Origin of the sequence: Mesorhizobium sp. B2-3-5, assembly GCF_006442395.1 — a bacterium.
Taxonomy (GTDB): Bacteria; Pseudomonadota; Alphaproteobacteria; order Rhizobiales; family Rhizobiaceae; genus Mesorhizobium.
In genome coordinates, this window is the sequence record NZ_VFVX01000010.1 from 60,430 (window position 1) to 78,399 (window position 17,970).

The window sequence follows — 17,970 nt, forward strand, 5'->3', positions numbered from 1 at the left end:
CGAAGCGCAATGCCCTCGCGCAATATCTATATCCGCTCTCGGACAGATTGAGCGTCCGGATCGCCGCCATTGCGAAAATCGGCAGCGGCAATGCCGTAGCGTTTGAGCTTGTCGTAGAACGTCTTGCGCGGCACGCCGAGCGCGTCGATGGCGCCGCGCACGTCACCGCCATGGTCGCGCAGCGCATCGCGGATGAGCTGTGCCTCGTATTGACCGACCCGCTCGGGCAGTGCCGCCGAGGGTTGCGGCAACCGCGCGGGTGCTGCGCTTGCCTCGTCGTCAGGCCCGAGGCCAAGCGCGACACGGTCAGCGAAATGCGCGAGCTCCCGCACATTGCCCGGCCATGTATGCGACTGGAGATGATCGCTCACCGCCGCGTTCACCGCTGGGACGGGGCGGCCGAAGCGCTCCGCTGCCTTGCCCAGGAAATGCCCAAACAGCATCGGGATGTCGCCGCGCCGCTCGCGCAGCGGCGGGATGCGCAGCATCACCACGTTAAGACGGAAATAAAGGTCCTCGCGGAAATCGCCACGCTGGTCGGGCCGGCCGAGATCGACCTTGGTCGCCGCGACGACCCTGAGATCGAGGCGCCGGGTCTCGTTGGAGCCGAGCGGGGTGAGGCTGCGCGTCTCCAGCACCCGCAGCAGCTTGACCTGCAGGGCCGGCGGCATGGATTCGATCTCGTCGAGAAACAGCGTGCCACCGCTGGAATGCTCGATGCTGCCGATCCGCCGCCGCTGCGCGCCGGTGAACGCGCCGGCCTCATGGCCGAACAGCTCGCTTTCGATGACTGTCTCGGGCAGCGCGCCGCAATTCAGCGCCACGAAAGGCTTGACGCGCCGCCGGCCCCATCTGTGCAAGAGGTCCGCCACCACCTCCTTGCCGGTTCCGGTCTCCCCTTCCACCAGCACGTCGACATCCATGTCGGCGATCTGGCGCAAGGTCTCGCGAAGGCGCCGGATGGCGGGCGCTTCGCCGATCAGCGGCAGGCCGTCGGCGGCGAGCGCCGCGGCCTCGCGCAGCCGCCGGTTCTCCATCACCAGCCGCCGCTTCTCGCTCGCCCGCCTCAGTGCCTCGACGAGGCGATCTCCCGCATAGGGTTTTGGAATGAAATCATAGACGCCATCCTTGAGTGCGGCCACCGCAAGATCGACATCGCCATGTCCGGTGACCAGGATCACGGGTATGTCAGGGTCGATCGCCTTGATGCGGTCGAACATCTGCAACCCGTTCATCCCGGGCATGCGGATGTCGCTGACGACCACACCGTCGAAATCCCTGTCGACGACGCCGAGTGCCGCCTCGGCGGCGTCAAGGGCGACCACCGTGAAGCCGGCAAGTTCGAGCAATTGCATGGTGGCATGCAGCAGGTCGGCATCGTCTTCGACGAGCGCCACCAGCCCTGATCCCTCGGTCATTCAATCCGCCTCAAATCGATGGTGAAGGACGCGCCCGCCGCGCTGCCGGGGTCGAGCCGCAGCGTGCCGCCCAGTTCCTGGGCGATCTCCTGCGAGATCACCAGTCCGAGCCCAAGCCCCTTCTCTTTGGTGGTCTGGAACGGCATGAACAGATTGGCGGCCGCCTCCGGCCCGAGACCTGGACCGTTGTCGCGCACCGAGATCAGAACCCTGTCGTCCTGCTCGGCGAGCTCGATCTCGATGCGGGGGTCGGGTTGGTCCTTCATCGCGTCCAGTGCGTTCTGCAGCAGGTTGACCAGGATCTGCTCCAGCCGGATGCGGCTTGCCATCACCATCGGCGACGCGTTGCCACGCGGCTTGACGATGGTGACACCGGAATCGCGTATGCGGCCGGATAGCAGCGACAGTGCCCCGTCGATCGCCTCGCGCACCGGCAGCGGCGAGGCAGCGGTGCCCGGCCGGCGGGCGAAGGTGCGCAAGGTGCCGGTGATCGCGCCGATGCGCTCGGTCATCGAAACGATCGAGGTCAGATTGCCGCTCGCCGGCTCGGTCTTGCCGCTGTCGAGGAAGCGGCCGGCATTTTCGGCATAGGTGCGGATCGCGGCGACCGGCTGGTTGATCTCATGCGCGACGCTGGCGGCGATCTGACCGAGGATGGAAAGCCGGTTGGCCTGGGCGAGATCGTCACGCAGCCTGCGCACCTTGGCTTCGGCGCTCTCACGCTCGGCGATTTCGCCGGCAAGGGCCGTGTTGGAGCGCGTCAACTCGGCCGTTCGCGTGGAGACGCGGCTTTCGAGTTCAGCGTTCATACGCGCCAGCGCTTCCTGCCGCAGCCGGCGCGTGCGACGGCGGCGGGTGAGCACGTAGGCAAGCAAGCCCGTCAGAAGCAGCCCCAGCAGCGTCGTCAGGCGCGCCGTGTTGACGGCGGAGGAAAGTGCGGCGTCGGCAGGCGTCAGCAGCCAGAGGCGCCAGCCGGGAACCGCACCGGGCAGGTTCTGCACCACCTCGACGAACTGGCGCGGCTTGCCGGGGCCGTCGATCGTCGCCAGGCCGTCACCAGCGCCGCGCCGTATCGGCAACGGTTCGAAGGCGGCATCGGGCAGTTGCAGCTGCGCATGAGCAGCGGCGGCGTCTTCGGTGGAGAGCGGCGCCAGCGCATGAAACCGCCATTCGGGCTGGCTGGTGGCCAGCACGACGCCACGTTCGTCGGTGACGAAAACCAGGAACCTGCTGGACCGCCAATTGGCCTCCACGCCGTCGAGTTCGACCTTCAGCACCGCGACGCCAAGTGGCTTGCCGCCATCGTCGACGCGGCCGGCAAGGTAGAGCCCCGGCCGGCCGCTGATTGTGCCGAGGCCGTACTGGCTGGCCGCGCCCTTCGCCATCGCCTCCTGGAAATAGTGACGAAAATTGTAGTCGATGCCGACAAAGCTGGTCGGTTCGCCGGCATTGCTGGCGGCGATCGCGATGCCGGCCGTATCGATGACGTAGATGGCGGACGCCGAGGCATCGCCGGCAATGGCTTTCAGCTTTTCATTGAGCGCGGTCTCTTCCGTTTTTCCGGCCCGGCGCAACGCATCGCGCACCGCGTCGTCGCGCGCCAGCACCAGTGGCACCAGGCGCTGTTTTTCGATTTCGCCGGTCAGGGTTCCCGCCGCCAGCGGCATGGCGGCCAGCGCGCCGTCGCGCAGATCATTGGCCGCCTGGCCGGCGGCGATGCGTCCGGCAATGGCGATCGCGCCCGCAAGGATCGCAAGGGCAACGACGGCGACAAACCAGCGGCCATCGCGCAGCCGGGCAACCGCCTCGCGCAGCAACCCGCGGCTGGCAAATCCCACGGAGCCGCTATCGGTCCCTGCTTGCGGCGTCTGCCCTCTCCCTTTTCTCGCGGCCTTGCAGGCACTCTAATGCGAAATTCCGCCCAGGCAAATGCCGCATGTGCGGAAATCCGCACATGCGGCAGCCGAAGGACGCTGAACAACGCCCGGAACCCCGGGATTCCGGTCTTTCCGCGATCTGGCACGCCGCTTGCAAAAGTCCTGGTTAGCGGCGGGCGACCGGAACGCCGCGATGGGAGAAGTCACGCAGGGCGGTGCATTTGCTGCCCATCCGGCTAGGGAGAGTTCGATGCACATCGCAGACCAATCGGCCGCGCCTGCCGCGCAGCGCAAGCCCCTCTATGCCCAACTCTACGTGCAGGTGCTGGTGGCGATCACCGTCGGCATCCTGCTCGGCCACTACTATCCGTCGATCGGCGAGAGCATGAAGCCGCTCGGCGACGCCTTCATCAAGCTGGTCAAGATGATCATCGCCCCGGTCATCTTCCTGACGGTTGCGACCGGCATCGCCGGCATGAGCGACCTGCAGAAGGTCGGCCGCGTCGCCGGCAAGGCGATGCTCTACTTCCTCACCTTCTCGACGCTGGCGCTGATCATCGGCCTTGTCGTGGCCAATGTCGTGCAGCCGGGCGCCGGCTTCAACATCGACCCGGCGACGCTCGACGCCTCCACCGTCAACACCTACGCCGCCAAGGCGCATGACCAGTCGGTCACCGGCTTCCTGATGAACATCATTCCGGGCACGATCGTCGGCGCTTTCGCCGATGGCGATATCCTGCAGGTGCTGTTCTTCTCGGTGCTGTTCGGCATTGCGCTGGCGCTGGTCGGTGACAGGGGCGCGCCGGTACTCAATTTCCTGCAGGCGCTGATGGCGCCGATGTTCAAGCTGGTCAGCGTGCTGATGAAGGCCGCCCCCATCGGTGCTTTCGGCGCCATGGCCTTCACCATCGGCAAATACGGCATCGGCTCGGTCATCAATCTCGCCATGCTGGTCGGCACCTTCTACGCGACGTCATTCCTTTTCGTGTTCGTCGTGCTGGGCGCGGTCTGCCGCTATAACGGCTTCTCCATCCTGTCGCTCATCCGCTACATCAAGGAAGAGCTGCTGCTGGTGCTGGGCACGTCCTCGTCGGAAGCAGCCCTCCCCTCGCTGATGGAGAAGATGGAAAAGGCCGGCGCCAAGCGCTCGGTGGTCGGACTGGTCATCCCGACCGGCTATTCCTTCAACCTCGACGGCACCAACATCTACATGACGCTGGCGGCGCTGTTCATCGCGCAGGCAACGAACATCCATTTGTCCTTCGGCGACCAGATCCTGCTGCTTCTGGTGGCGATGCTGTCCTCGAAGGGCGCTGCCGGCATCACCGGCGCCGGCTTCATTACCCTTGCCGCGACGCTTTCTGTCGTCCCCTCGGTACCGGTCGCCGGCATGGCGCTGATCCTCGGCGTCGACCGTTTCATGTCGGAGTGCCGGGCGCTGACCAACTTCGTCGGCAATGCGGTGGCCACGCTGGTCGTCGCGCGCTGGGAAGGCGAGCTCGACGAGGCGAAGCTTGCGAGTGCATTGGCAGGAACAGCCGACGACAGCCTGCCGGCGGATATCGTTCCCGCCGAGTGATCGGGGCGGCAACATGGCAATGAAATGGCCGAGGCATTGCTGCCTCCGGCCATTTTTCATGCGCTGACGATGTCAGTCGGCACGGGCTTTGCCGATTGGCGCCAGCGCCTTGCCATCGGCGGCGAAGAGATGGCAATGGGACGGATCGACCTGCATCGCGATGGGACTGTGCAGCGGAGTGGTGTCGGTGCCTTCAGTCTGGATGACAAGCCTTGCCTTCTCGCCAATGTCGGCATGCAGGATAGTCAGGCCGCCAAGCCGTTCGGCCAGCACGGCCTCGCCCTTGAACTGGCCGGCGTCCGCGATACGGATATGCTCCGGCCGGATTCCAAGCAGCAGCTCGGCATTTGGCGCATTCGTTCCGGCCTCGACCGGCACGACCAGGCTTGACCCGCCCGGCAGCGCAACGGCAACGCCGTCTCCGCTCGCGGACAAAACCCGCACCGGGAGCATGTTCATCTTCGGTGAGCCGATGAAGCCGGCGACGAAGACATTCGCCGGACGGTTGTAGAGATCGAGCGGAGTGCCGACCTGCTCGATTGTCCCACCGTTTAGGACCACGATCTTGTCGGCCATGGTCATCGCCTCGGTCTGGTCGTGGGTGACGTAGACGATTGTGGCGGCGAGCCGCTCATGCAGCTGCATCAGTTCGAGGCGCATGTTGACGCGCAGGGCGGCATCCAGGTTCGACAGCGGTTCGTCGAAAAGGAAGACCTTGGGCTGGCGCACGATGGCGCGGCCGATGGCGACGCGCTGGCGCTGGCCGCCCGACAGTTCCTTCGGCCGCCGGTCCAGCAGATGCGACAGCTGCAGCACCTCGGCCGCGGCCTTGACCTTGGCATCGCGCTCCGCCACCGGCAGGCCGGCGATCTTCAGCGCGAAGCCCATGTTTTCCGCGACCGTCATATGCGGGTAGAGCGCGTAGGACTGGAACACCATGGCAAGGCCGCGCTCCGAGGGATCGACCTCGTTGATGCGCGCGCCATCGAGCATGAGCTCGCCAGCGGTGATCTTCTCCAGCCCGGCGATCATGCGCAGCAGCGTCGACTTCCCGCAGCCGGACGGGCCGACGAAGACGACGAACTCGCGGTCGCCGACATCGAGGTCGACGCCCTTGATCACCTCGGCATTGCCATAGGACTTGCGCAGGCCGCGCAGCTTGAGCTCAGCCATTGAAGTCCCTCCTCGTCTCCGGATAGGCGCTTGGACCGGCAGGCATGCGGGCAGCCAGCGCACCCAAATCATCGAACAGCACCAGGCTGGCGGCGCCGACCAGGCCGGCATGGCGGCCGAGCTGGGCCTGGACCACCGGCACGTCGCGATAGGCGCGCATTGCGCGCTGGCGGATGGTAGCCTCGATCACGGGATGCATGAGGTCGAGACCATTGGCGATGCCGCCGCCGACGACCAGCACGTCGGGCGAATAGAGATGCAGGAGGTTGGTGAAGCCGACGCCCAGCCAGCGCGCCTCCTCCTCGAGCAGGGCCAGAGCGAGGTCGTCCTGCAGGCGCGCTGCCTCGACCACGTGGCGGCCGGTGACTTCGGCATTGGCCGAGAGACGGCGCAAAATCGATCCGTCGAAGGCCGATGTGGCGGCATTGGCACGGCGGCCAAGCGCGGTGCCGGAGGCGATGGCCTCGAAGCAGCCGACAACGCCGCACACGCAGCGTTCCCCTTCATTGGTGATGGTCATATGGCCGATCTCGGCGGCCAACCCGCGGCGGCCATGCAGGATGCGCCCGTCGGCGACGACACCGCCGCCGATGCCGGTCGATACGGTGACGAAGACCAGCGAGTGCGCGCCATGGCCGGCGCCGAAGCGCCATTCGCCAAGTGCCGCCGCGTTGGCGTCGTTCTCCAGCCGCACCGGCAGGCCGAGCCGCCGCTCGAGGATGTCGGCCAGCGGCACGTCCTGCCAGCCGGCGAGCGTCGGCGGTCCGACCGCGATGCCGGCCAGCGGATCGAGCGGCCCCGGCGCGCCGACGCCGACGCCGACAATGGCGAGGCCCGGCGCCTCGGCATGAACGGTCGCGGCCAGCGCCTCGATCTGGCCGATCACCACGTCGGGGCCGGCCTGTGCCTGCGTCGGCACCACCGCGAAGGCCAGGATCTTGCCGTCACGGTCGACCAGAGCGGCACGAAGTTCGGTGCCGCCAAGATCGATCGCGAGAGCGGCTTCGGTGCTCATGCCGCGACCTTCAGGCCATGCAGCCAGCCGATGCGGCCGGCCAGATCCTTGTCGCCGAAGGCGAGCGAACCCAGGACCACGGTCTCGGCGCCGGCGGCACGCAGCAAGGGCACGGTCTCGTGGCGGATGCCGCCATCCGCCGCCAGAACCACATCCCGTTCGCGTCCAGCTTTCCTCAAGATGGTGCGAGCCGCGCCCAGCCTGTGGCAGGCCTTGTCCGACAGGCTCTGGCCCTTGACGCCGATGGCGGTTCCGAGAAGCGTGACGAAGGCGACCTCGGAGACGAAAGGCGTCACCGCCTCGACCGGCGTCTCCAGCCTCAGCACGACGCCGGCCTCGGCACCGAGTTTACGTGCCAGCCGCACGGCGCGCAGGCCCGCCTCGCCATTTTCGGCATGGACACTGATCATGTCGGCGCCGGCCTCGATGAACTGGCGCGTCTGTGCTTCGACGATATCAGCATCGACCATCAGATGGACGTGGATGGGCTTGGCCGTCAGCGCCGCGATGCGGGCAACGAGATCGGGAAAGAACAGGAAGGACGGCGCGAAATGGCCGTCCGCGACATCGATATGATGCAGATCGACATAGGGCTCGATGCGCCTGATGTCGCTCTCGAAATTGGCGAGATTGGCCGACCAGAGCGAGAACTCGGCGATCAGGCGATCGCGCGGCAATGCGGCGATGGCGGCCGGGCCTGAAAGAGGTTTCGAGGTCATGACTGGTCCTGGTTGTTGAAATTTCGGTCGAGAAAGCCGCCGATCGCGGCCCGGATTTCGGCGAAATGGCGATCCTTGTCGGTGGCCTTCGGCGTCACTTCGGCAAAGGCAGCATCGGGGATGGTCCCGGCGAGCTCGCGGGCGACCGCCAGGGGATGGACCAGATCGATGCCACTGCCGATGACCAGCGTGGGTATTGCCAGGCCGGCGGCTTCGGCCCGCACTACGCCAGGTTCGTCATTCGCGACTGCCTGCATCACCTCGGCGAAGACGGCCGCGTTTTCACGGGCGAAGAAGCCGAGCAGCGAGGCCAGATTGTCCGGTGCTCCGCTGCGGAAGCGGGCTGCCGTTTCGGAAGAGGCGAAGGCTTCCCGCGCATCGTCCAACGGGCGGCTGCGGATGAGTTCCGCCACTTCGACGTAAGGACGCATGTTTGGCGGCGCCGCGTCGAAAACCCAGGCGGGGCGCACGAGCACCAGGCCAAGCACGCGGTCCGGATGGCGGGCGGCGAGCCGCAGCGCGATCGCCGCGCCCATCGAAATGCCGCCTGCAACGAAACGATCGAGCCCTGCGGCATCTGCGGCGGCCTGCACATCGTCGGTGAACATCGCGATCGAAAAAGGACGCTTGCTGCCGGCTCTGGAACCACCCTGCGCGCGGCATTCGACAGTCAGCCGACGGCGCGACACGTGGTCGGGGAAATTCTGCGCCACCTGGGCGGCATCACCGCCGAGACCATGCTGGAAGACGACGGGAAGCCTGCCCTGCTCCGTGTCGAAGACACGAAGTGCGGCATCGTCGCGAAGCATGGTCGTCGGCGCGGCACTCATCGGAACAGTTCCCGCAGGAAGGCGGCGACGCCGGGAGCCTCGTCGGCCGACAGTCCATGGGTGACGAGTGCGCCCTCGAAACCCACGTCCTTCAACCGCGCGACGAAATCGGGGAAGTCGACGATGCCTTGCCCTGCCGTGGCGAAGCGGCCGTCACCATGCCGGTCCTTGGCGTGCGCCATGGCGATGTGGCCGGCGGCTTCCTCGATCGCGGCGGCGACGATGGCGCGCGCCTCGTCCGACGTCGCATGTTCGAACAGGTTCGCCGGATCGAGCACGATCTTCAGACGCCTCGAACCCATGTCGGCGATCAGGCGCGTCGCCTCCCCGGCCGAGGTGACAATGTTGGCCTGCTCGGGCTCGATACCGAGATCGACGCCGGCGGCTTCCGCCAGCGCCAGTGCCTTCGCCATCTCGGTGGCCATGTCCGACCATGCAGCCGGCGTCGTATTGTCGGGATGAAACGCCCATTGGTCGGCGGCATTACGCGAGCCGGTGCAAAGCGTCACCAGCGGGATGCCGAGGGTCGCTGCCGTCTCGATGACAACAGCGAGGCGACGAAGACCGTCGTCGCGCACGGACTTGTCGGGATGCGCCATGTTGTAGGTGCCCGACAGCGCTGCCAGCGAGACGCCTGACGATCGCGCAGCAGAACCAATGGCCGCGACGGCATCGGCCAGCACCGCATCGGGCATAGACGGCAAGCCGGTGCAAGCGAGATTGAACTGCGTCGTCTCGTATCCGGCCTGCCTCACCGCGGCCAGCACAGCGGCCGGGTCGGTGCCCGAGAAAGTCTTGGCGAAGATGCCGAGGCGCATCAGACCGCACCCGAAACCGAGGCGAATTCAACCCGCTCGCCGGTCTCGACAGAACGGGCAATCGCCACCATGGCGCGGATCGACGCGATGCCGTCCTCGACATTGGCGCCGCGCATCGGCGCGCCGATGAGCACCGTATCGGCAAGGCCTTCCAACTGGCGGCGGAAGAAATGGCCGTCGGCGCCAAGCGGTTTGCGCGAGGTCGCATCCTTCTCATGGAAGATATCGACCTCGCTGGCGCGGAAGTACCAAGGGTTGAACGTCTTGGCGATCACCGAGCCGTTCTCGCCATAGAGCTGGAAGCCTTCGTGCCAGTCCATGCGCACGGCGACGGTAAGATCGAGATGGCCGAGCGCGCCGCTGGCGAATTCGGTCTCGACAAACCAGCAGTAAGCGCCGAAGCGCTCGTTGAGCCGGGCGCGCACGGCGGTGATCTCGCCGCAGAGGAAGCGCGCCGTGTCGACGAGATGCGAGCCGTGCGCCAGCATGAAATATTGCCTGAGATCAGCCTTGGGGTTGCCCGCCGGCTTGCGCGCCAGCTTGCTGGTCACTGGCAGCGGCTGCACGGCATCGGTGTTGGTGTAGCGATGGGTGGAATCGCAGTACCAGGCCTTCAGCGCCAGCACCTCTCCCATCTCATCGCGAACGAAGTCGCGCGCCGCCTCCAGCGCCGGGTCGAAGCGCTTCATGTGGCCGACCTGCAGCACCTTGCCCGAACGCTTCACCGCAGCCGCCAGAGCCTCGCCTTCCTCCACCGAGGTGCCTATCGGCTTTTCGCACAGAACATGCTTGCCGGCGTCGAGCGCCTTGATCGACATCGGCACGTGATAAGCATCCGAGGTCGCGACGATCACCGCCTCCAACTCGGGATCGGCGAGCATGGCGTCGTAGTCGGAATACATCTTCCGCGGCTCGTAGGTGGCGCCCATGCGGGCGAGCAGATCGGGCGCCGCGTCGCAGATGGCGTAAAGGTCGGCATTCCCAGCCTTCACGCAGGATTCCAGGTGCGCGAACTGCGCGATGGGACCGCAGCCGAGCACGCCGACCCTGAGCCGTCTGTCTTGTTTCCTGATCATCGTTTCGTTCTTCAGGCGCCGTAGCTGCGCATTGTCTGGCGGTTGGTCTTGACCGCGCCGGCGGGATCGGCGGCGGCCGCGTCGGATTCCTCTTCCAGCACCAGCCAGCCATCGAAGCGTGGCGCGGTGCCGGCGATCTCGATGACTTCAGGCGTATTGCACACACCCTCGCCCAGCATCGCCCAGGTGCCGTTGGCGTCGACGTCCTTCAGATGGATGTAGCGGATGCGGTCGCGATAGGTGCGCAGCGTATCGGCCATGTCCTTGTGGCCGCGCAGAATGTGGCCGGTATCCGGCACCCAGCCGACCAGATCGGGGTCGAGCAAGGCAAAGATCCTGTCGTAGTCGGCGCGGTCGAACAGCAGCGTGTTGTGGTGCGAGCTCGGATGCACCGCGACCTCGACACCGGCCTTGCGGCCGAGCTCGCCGGCCCTGTTGTAAACCTCCGCGGCGATCGCGAACTTGTCGTCGCGTGGCCCGTCGGAAACGACGGTCGCCGACCCCATCGAGACCAGCGCGCCGGAGAAGGCGGCGGCGAAGTCGATCCAGCGCTTGGCGGCGTCGAGGTCGGCGCCGATCTGATCCTCGAGCGTGAAGCCGCTCTTCGAACCGAAGGCGAAGGAGACGAGCGTCAGGCCGGACGATTTCAGCGCGGCGGCGAACTCCAACGGCCGGTCGGCGTAGCGGCCGATCATGGTGTCGGTGATCTCGATGCCGGCATAACCGCCATCGGCGATCGCCTTCAACAGATCATCGGGACCGCCGGTCCAGGCCTTGCCAAGCATTTCCCAGGTGAAGGTCTGGCAGCCGACCTTGAGCTTCGTCTTCGTCATGTCGTTCATTCCTTGACGCCGCCCTGGGTCAAGCCTTCGATGATGTGGCGCTGGAAGAACAGCACCAGAAGGATCAGGGGCACCGTCACCACGGCGGAGGCCGCGGCGATATCGCCCCAGGGGACGTAATAGAGGTTGGTGAAGTTGGCGATGCCGACCGGTATCGTCTGCCGGTCGATGTTGGAGGTGAAGGCGAGCGCGAACAAGAATTCATTCCACGCGGTGATGAAGGCAAGCAGGCCGGTGGTCACCAGGCTCGGCAGCGACATCGGCAGGATGACGCGCCAGAGCAGGCCGGGGACGCTGACGCCGTCCATGCGCGCGGCCTCGTCGATCTCGCGCGGCAGCGTCTCGAAATAGCCGAACAGCACCCAGGTGACGAGCGGCAGGCCAAGTGCCAGATAGGTGATGATCAGCGCCGTGTAGGTATCGAGCAGGCCGAGATTGGTGGCGACGAGATAGAGCGGCCCGACCAGCGCGATCTGCGGGAACATCGACACAGACAGGATGACCATCAGGATGCCGAAGCGGCCCTTGATGTTGAGCCGCGACAGCGCGAAGGCGGCCAGCGAGCCGACGAACAGGCACAGGAACGTCGTCGCCAGCGAAACCACCAGCGAGTTCCACACATAGCGGTGAAGCTGCTTCTCGACGAAAGCGTTGTAATAGTGTTCCAGCGTGAAGGGATGCGGGATCAGCGACGGCGAGCCCGATGTCAGCATCTTGTCGAGCTGGAACGAGGTCGAGAACTGCCAGATGAACGGGCCGCCCGACCAGACCAGGATCAGCAGGGCGCCGGCATAGATCACGAAGCTCTGCAGCGGCGAGCGCGTCTCGTTCATTGCGCCCTCCTGATCTGGCGGACGAGATAGACGACGAAGACCAGCGCGATGAGGCCCTCGGTGATGAACATCGCCGTCGACACGGCCGAGCCGTAGCCAAACTGCAGCGTCGAGAACAGCACCTTGTAGGACAGCGTCGACAGCGTCTCGGTCGAATCGGCCGGGCCGCCGCCGGTCAGCACATAGACGAGGTCGAAGACGCGGAAGGCGTCGAGCGCGCGGAACAGTCCGGCGATCAGCAAGGTCGGCATCAAGAGCGGCAGGCGGATATGCCAGAACGTGATCCAGCCCTTGGCGCCGTCCATGCGCGCCGCCTCGATCAGCGAATTGGGCACGGTCTGCAGGCCGGTCAGCAACAGCAGGGCCATGAACGGCGTCGTCTTCCAGACGTCGGCGATGATGATGGTGATCATCGCCGTGTCGGGCGAGCCATACCAGTTCACGTTCTGGTCAATCAGGCCGGCATGCAGGAGGATGTAGTTGATGATGCCGTTCTGGCCATCGAACAGCCAGCCGAACATCTTCGAGGTAACAACGGTGGGCATTGCCCAGGGAACCAGCATGGCCGCGCGGACGAGCCCGCGCCCCTTGAACGCCTCGCACAGGATGAGCGCCATGCCGAATCCGATCACCGTCTCCAGCACAGTCGAGGCGGCAGTGAACCACATCGTATGCCACCAGGCGTTCCAGAACTGCGGGTCCCCCCAGAGCTGCACATAGTTGGAAAGGCCGGTGAAATCCTGATCCTGCGTGATCAGCGAGGTGTTGGTGAGCGAAAGATAGAGCCCGTTGACGATCGGGTAAAAGGAAACCGACGCCAGCGACACGAAGGCCGGCGTCAGCAGGATGAGGCCCCAGAAGGCGCCGGGAAGCGCCCTGCCGAGCCGCCGCGGCCGGCGAACACTGGAAACAGTGGCGGCCGCGGTCATTGTCAGGCGACGATCTTGTTGATCTGGTCGGCGAGCGCGTCCATCTCGGCCTGCACCTTGCCTGAAACCAGCGCCTTGGAGATGCCGGACTGCAGGGCCAGCGTCACCTTGGCGTATTGCGGCGTGATCGGCCGCGCCGTGGCGCCGGTGAATACTTTCTCCAGGCTCGCCATGAAAGGCTGTTCCTTCTTGATCTGCTCGTCCTGGAACAGCGCCGGTCGCGTCGGCGCGAGCCCGAAGTTGAGCGCGATGCGGTGCTGCGTCTCGGTCGACGACAACCAGGTCAAGAGCTCGATCGCGGCTTCGCGCTGCTTGGAGTTGGCATTGACGCCGAGCTGGTAGCCGCCGAGGCAGGCCGAGCTCTTGCCACCGGGGAATGACGGCAGCGGCGCGACGCCAACCTTGTCGACCACCTGTGAGGTCTTGGCGTCCTGCGCGATCGGCCAGACATAGGACCAGTTGCGCATGAACATCGCCTTGCCCGAGGTGAAGGGCTGGCGCGATGGTTCCTCGTCCCAGGACAGCACGTCCTGCGGGCTGATCTTGGTGGTTGCGATGGTGTCGTGCAGGAACTGGATCGCCTCGACCGCGCCTTTCTGGTTGATCAGCGACGACTTGCCGTCGGGAGCTAGGATGGCGCCATTGTTGGAGGTGACGATCTCGACCGCGTCGCAGACCAGAACCTCGGCCTGCTTGCCCTGCCAGAGATAGCCGAAATCGATGTCACCAGCCTTCTGGGCGGCGGCGGCGATTGTCGCCATGTCGGCCCAGGTTTCCGGCACCTTGCCGCCATGCTTTTCCAGCACGTCCTTGCGGTAGTAGAACATGCCCGAATCCATGAACCAGGGAAGGGCCGTGAGCTTGCCGCCATAGGTACAGGCATTGAGGGTTCCGTTGAAGTAGGCACTGCGCTTGTCGGCCGGGAAATACTCGTCCAGCGGCAGCGCCCAGCCGGCGGCGGCGAAGCCGGCGATCCAGATCACGTCCTGGCTGAACACGTCGGGCGTGCCGTTGCGGCGGGCCAGCTGCTGCACCAGACCCTGGTAGACCTCGGTCGAGGAGCTCGGCGGCGGCAGCGCTATGTTCTTGACCAGGATGCGGTCCTGCGATTCGTTGAAGGCCTTGATCAGGTCGCCGAAGGTCTCCTTGCCGAAGAAAGCCGCACTCGCGAAGCTGATTTCGGCACGCGACTGGGCGCGAGCACGGCCGAGGCCAAGGGACGTCCCTGCCCCGAATGCCGCCGCGCCAAGCAGGCCGGCGGAACCGATGAGAAACTGGCGGCGATCGGCGATCGTCACGTGACCTACAGGCTTAGTACCGGCGGTCGGCCGTTTTTTCATGTCTGTCATCTTCTCCTCCTAAGGCTGGCAGCCTCCCGATGTTGCGCCAGCGTTTTCGCATGGTGTATAAAAATTTTACGCGCGTCAATATTTAAAATACTGTATAGCGCTTTTCCGAAACTGATCCATTGCCCGCGCAACGGATCCCGCAGACCGTGACCAAACCGGGAGGACGATCGAACATGCAGGGGAAATCAAAGGACAAGCTTGGAATCGGCGTCATCGGATGTGGCAACATCTCGATGACTTACCTCCGCAATGCCGCGCTCTTCGGTGGCATCGAGCTGCGGGCCTGCGCCGATATCTCCGCCGAGATGGCGGCGTTGCGGGCCAAGGAATATGGCATCCAGGCACTCGGCGTCGATGCGCTGCTGGCCGACCCCGAGATCGATCTTGTCCTCAACCTGACCATTCCGGCGGCACATTTCGACATTTCGTTCTCGGCACTTTCGGCCGGCAAGCACGTCTTCACCGAAAAGCCGCTGGCGACCTCGGCCAGCGACGGACGCCGGCTGGTGGCGGAGGCGGCCAGGCGCGGCCTGCTGCTCGGCTCGGCTCCCGACACCTTCCTCGGCGCCGCCGGGCGCCGGGCGCGGCGCCTGATGGATGAAGGCGCCATCGGCCGTCCCGTCACCGGCACCGCCTTCATGATGGGGCGCGGTATGGAGCACTGGCACCCCAACCCGCAATTCTACTATCAGCCGGGCGGCGGCCCGGTCTTCGACATGGGCCCGTATTATCTGACCATGCTGGTCAATTTGCTCGGCCCTGTCGCGCGCGTCATGGCGATGGCGACTCGGGGCCAGGAGGAAAGACTGATCACCGCCGAGGGACCGTTCAGGAACACCTCGTTCAAGGTCGGCACGCCGACCAATGTGCTGTCGCTGCTCGAGTTCCGCTCCGGCGTGTCAGTAACCTTCGGCGCTTCATGGGATGTCTTCAGGCATTCGAACCATCCGATCGAGTTGCATGGCACCGAGGGCTCGCTGCGACTGCCCGATCCCGATACGTTCGGCGGCACGGTGTCGCTGTCGGAACGCGGTGCGGACTGGAAGGATTTCGCCAGCGAGGGCGAACTCTACGGCGCCCGCAACTGGCCTTATGCCGCGCCCGACCGCGCCAACTATCGCATGCTTGGCGTTGCCGATCTGGTGCGCTCGCTGCGGACAGGTGTCACACCCCGCGCTTCCGGCAATCTGGCACTGCACGTGCTGGAGATCATGGAAGCGATCCTGCGTTCGGGCGAAACGAAAAACTCGGTCGCCATTGCCGGCTACTTCGTCCAGCCAGCGTTGCTGACCGAGGACGAAGCAAGCAGCCTGCTCGCCCAGTGACGGCGGAGATGGCGATGGTGCTCGACCCCGATGCTTTGCGTGCCCTCGAAATCGGTAATGCTGCCGGCGGCGAGCCGTTCGAGAGCGGCAGCGTGGCGGCGGCACGGGCCGCCTACAACGCTTCGTTTCCGACGCAGCAAGGCGAGCACGAACCGGTCGCGGCGACCGCGCAACGGCAGATCGACGGGCCGAACGGCCCGGTCACCATCCGCATCCATCGCGGCATAGGCGCGCCGCGGACCGGCGCGCACGCCGTGCTCTATCTGCACGGCGGCGGCTGGGTCATCGGCAATCTCGATTCGCATGACGAGATCTGCCGCTGGCTGGCCAATCTGGGCAACGCTGTCATCGTCTGCCCAGATTATCGGCTGGCGCCAGAACACAAATTCCCGGCAGGGCTCGAGGATTGCGCGGCAGCGCTCCGCTTCATGGCGGAAAACGCCGGAAAGCTCGGCATCGACCCGGCCCGCATCGCCGTTGCCGGCGACAGCGCCGGCGGCAACCTTGCCGCCGTTCTTGCGTTGCTCGCCCGGGACGGGCTGGCGCCGCCGCTTGCCGCTCAGATCCTGATCTATCCCAACACCGATGCACGCCAGACGGCGGACAGCTATCGGCGCTTCCGTGACGGCTTCGGACTTACCGCCGCCACCATGGCCTGGTTCCGCGACCACTATGTGCGAACGCCTGACGACATCACGGACTGGCGCGTCTCGCCGCTGCTGGCCTCGAGCCTTGCCGGCGCGGCACCGGCATTTGTCATGATCGCCGGCCATGACATCCTTGCCGACGAAGGCACGGCCTATGCCGAGCGCCTGCGCGCCGACGGCGTGCCAACGGTGCTGCGGCACTGGCCCGGCCAAATCCACGGCTTCGTCTCGATGGGCCGCAATATACTGGGCGCACGGCAAGCGGTGAGCGAGGCGGCGGCCTGGCTCCAGCTCCAGACGCGCGTTCAGGCCGACTGACGCATCACCAAGGTCGCGCCTAGCTTGACGTTGCGTGCCAGATCCTGTCCGGGGGAATCGGTCTCACCCAGCAAGGCCAGCAGGATCTCGACGCTGCGTCCGGCCATGGCGGCGAAATCCTGCGCCATGGTGGTCAGCGCCGGGCAGGTGTAGCGGCTCAGCGGATGATCGTCGTGGGCAGCGACACGGAAGTCGCAATCGGGGCGCCGGCCGATCTTCAGGCCGCGCGAGAAGGCGGCCGACATGACACCGAAGGCGAGACGGTCATTGGCGCACAGCAGCGTGCGGGCCGGCAGGCCGCCCTTGTCGAGCGTCCTGTCCATCCATTCATGGCCGATGCGCTCGAAGTCCCAGCTGTAGTCGCCCGCCGCCTTGAGAACGACGGGCTCCAGGCCGGCGGTCTGCATCGTCTCGATATAGCTCTGTAGGCGTTCGTCCGAATTGTGGTTGACGTGCGGAATGTCGACATAGGCCGGCGGCTCGCCGGACCGGCAGAGATAGTCGACGATGGTCGACGTGCTCTGGTGATTGTCGTTGCCGACGAAAGGCGTGTCACCTTCGATGTAGGTGTCGAAATAGACGATCGGAATGTTCTCGCTCATCCGCTCGAAGACGCCGGGTTCGGAGACCAACCCCAATGGTGCGACGATGGCGCCGGCGACCTTCAGCGACATCAGCGTCCTGACCGATTCCGCCTCCAGTTTCGGCGAACCGTGCGAGGAGATGACGATCGGCCAGAAGCCTTCATCGCGGCAGCGCAGTTCGATACGGCTGACCATCTCGGCATAGAACGGATCGGTGATGGCAGGCACGACGATGCCGACATTGCGGGTGCGCTTGCGGTTGAGATTGCGCGCGAAAACATTCGGCTGATAATCCGATGAACGCAGTGCCGCCTCGATGCGCGCCCGCGTCGCCGCCTTCACGCTCGCCGGATCGTCGAAGTATTTCGACAGGGTCGGCCGTGACACGCCGGACGCCCTGGCGAAGTCGTCCATCGTGCGGTGCGTCTTCTCCGCCATCGATATTTCCAGCCCCTATGTCTTCGCCCGCCAGCCGCCTCAAGTCCGGCCAGAATCAGTCTTGCGGCCGTAGCCGACGGGCAGCAATGCTTGACCGAGCTTATTCAGTCAAATTTTCACGCTTCCCGATACAATGGGAAATCATTTCGCGCGTCAAATTATTTATTGACGCTCTAAAAATTGCAACTTAGGTTTTGAGG

At 65.4% G+C, this 17,970-nt stretch carries 16 protein-coding genes; 3 read left to right on the forward strand and 13 right to left on the reverse strand.

What is annotated here, in order from left to right; translation table 11 throughout:
* Nucleotides 1–26: 26 nt before the first annotated feature.
* Together FJ958_RS14160 and FJ958_RS14165 are read right to left on the reverse strand one after the other, a co-directional pair.
* Entirely contained in the window at nucleotides 27–1,418 is a 1,392-nt protein-coding gene (locus FJ958_RS14160; RefSeq protein ID WP_140743547.1) for a sigma-54 dependent transcriptional regulator, read from the reverse strand.
* On the reverse strand, nucleotides 1,415–3,256 hold the full coding sequence (locus tag FJ958_RS14165) for a sensor histidine kinase (RefSeq protein ID WP_246679594.1): 1,842 nt from the start codon (nucleotides 3,254–3,256) through the stop codon (nucleotides 1,415–1,417). The genes FJ958_RS14160 and FJ958_RS14165 overlap by 4 nt, the downstream gene beginning before the upstream one ends.
* A gap of 289 nt (nucleotides 3,257–3,545) precedes the next feature.
* On the opposite strand from FJ958_RS14165, the gene FJ958_RS14170 reads away from it, so the two are divergent.
* A complete protein-coding gene (locus FJ958_RS14170) occupies nucleotides 3,546–4,874 on the forward strand; it encodes a dicarboxylate/amino acid:cation symporter (protein WP_140743549.1) in 1,329 nt (442 codons plus the stop codon).
* Between the two features lie 72 nt (nucleotides 4,875–4,946).
* Here FJ958_RS14170 and ugpC read toward each other — a convergent pair whose 3' ends face one another.
* The 10 genes from ugpC to FJ958_RS14220 are packed head-to-tail and all read right to left on the reverse strand — an operon-like array spanning nucleotide 4,947 to nucleotide 14,458.
* Nucleotides 4,947–6,047, reverse strand: coding sequence for a sn-glycerol-3-phosphate ABC transporter ATP-binding protein UgpC (gene ugpC / locus FJ958_RS14175; protein ID WP_140743551.1), 1,101 nt, complete (start codon nucleotides 6,045–6,047; stop codon nucleotides 4,947–4,949).
* Nucleotides 6,040–7,062 (reverse strand): ROK family protein, encoded by a 1,023-nt coding sequence (locus tag FJ958_RS14180; RefSeq protein WP_140743553.1) that lies wholly within the window; start codon nucleotides 7,060–7,062, stop codon nucleotides 6,040–6,042. The genes ugpC and FJ958_RS14180 overlap by 8 nt, the downstream gene beginning before the upstream one ends.
* Nucleotides 7,059–7,781 (reverse strand): ribulose-phosphate 3-epimerase, encoded by a 723-nt coding sequence (locus tag FJ958_RS14185; protein WP_140743555.1) that lies wholly within the window; start codon nucleotides 7,779–7,781, stop codon nucleotides 7,059–7,061. Before FJ958_RS14185 ends, FJ958_RS14180 begins: the two co-directional genes overlap by 4 nt.
* Nucleotides 7,778–8,611: an alpha/beta hydrolase gene (locus tag FJ958_RS14190; protein WP_140743557.1), complete on the reverse strand. Its 834-nt coding sequence runs from the start codon at nucleotides 8,609–8,611 to the stop codon at nucleotides 7,778–7,780. Before FJ958_RS14190 ends, FJ958_RS14185 begins: the two co-directional genes overlap by 4 nt.
* A complete protein-coding gene (locus tag FJ958_RS14195) occupies nucleotides 8,608–9,429 on the reverse strand; it encodes a sugar phosphate isomerase/epimerase (protein ID WP_140743559.1) in 822 nt (273 codons plus the stop codon). Before FJ958_RS14195 ends, FJ958_RS14190 begins: the two co-directional genes overlap by 4 nt.
* A complete protein-coding gene (locus tag FJ958_RS14200) occupies nucleotides 9,429–10,505 on the reverse strand; it encodes a Gfo/Idh/MocA family oxidoreductase (RefSeq protein WP_140743561.1) in 1,077 nt (358 codons plus the stop codon). The genes FJ958_RS14195 and FJ958_RS14200 overlap by 1 nt, the downstream gene beginning before the upstream one ends.
* Before the next feature lie 11 nt (nucleotides 10,506–10,516).
* The gene (locus FJ958_RS14205) at nucleotides 10,517–11,338 is read right to left on the reverse strand and encodes a sugar phosphate isomerase/epimerase (protein WP_140743563.1); all 822 of its coding nucleotides are present in this window, start codon (nucleotides 11,336–11,338) and stop codon (nucleotides 10,517–10,519) included.
* 5 nt (nucleotides 11,339–11,343) lie between these two features.
* Complete coding sequence (locus FJ958_RS14210) at nucleotides 11,344–12,180, reverse strand: carbohydrate ABC transporter permease (RefSeq protein ID WP_140743565.1); 837 nt, start codon at nucleotides 12,178–12,180, stop codon at nucleotides 11,344–11,346.
* Nucleotides 12,177–13,109: a sugar ABC transporter permease gene (locus FJ958_RS14215; RefSeq protein ID WP_140743567.1), complete on the reverse strand. Its 933-nt coding sequence runs from the start codon at nucleotides 13,107–13,109 to the stop codon at nucleotides 12,177–12,179. The genes FJ958_RS14210 and FJ958_RS14215 overlap by 4 nt, the downstream gene beginning before the upstream one ends.
* Nucleotides 13,110–13,111: 2 nt before the next feature.
* Nucleotides 13,112–14,458, reverse strand: a complete 1,347-nt coding sequence (locus tag FJ958_RS14220) for an ABC transporter substrate-binding protein (protein ID WP_140743569.1) — start codon at nucleotides 14,456–14,458, stop codon at nucleotides 13,112–13,114.
* 173 nt (nucleotides 14,459–14,631) lie between these two features.
* Here FJ958_RS14220 and FJ958_RS14225 point away from each other — a divergent pair, with 173 nt between their 5' ends.
* Complete coding sequence (locus tag FJ958_RS14225) at nucleotides 14,632–15,783, forward strand: Gfo/Idh/MocA family oxidoreductase (protein WP_140743571.1); 1,152 nt, start codon at nucleotides 14,632–14,634, stop codon at nucleotides 15,781–15,783.
* A gap of 14 nt (nucleotides 15,784–15,797) precedes the next feature.
* Nucleotides 15,798–16,748 (forward strand): alpha/beta hydrolase, encoded by a 951-nt coding sequence (locus tag FJ958_RS14230; protein WP_140743573.1) that lies wholly within the window; start codon nucleotides 15,798–15,800, stop codon nucleotides 16,746–16,748.
* On the opposite strand, the gene FJ958_RS14235 is transcribed toward FJ958_RS14230, so the two are convergent.
* The gene (locus tag FJ958_RS14235; RefSeq protein WP_140743575.1) at nucleotides 16,736–17,770 is read right to left on the reverse strand and encodes a LacI family DNA-binding transcriptional regulator; all 1,035 of its coding nucleotides are present in this window, start codon (nucleotides 17,768–17,770) and stop codon (nucleotides 16,736–16,738) included. The two genes, FJ958_RS14230 and FJ958_RS14235, sit on opposite strands and share 13 nt — an antisense overlap.
* Nucleotides 17,771–17,970 lie beyond the last annotated feature (200 nt).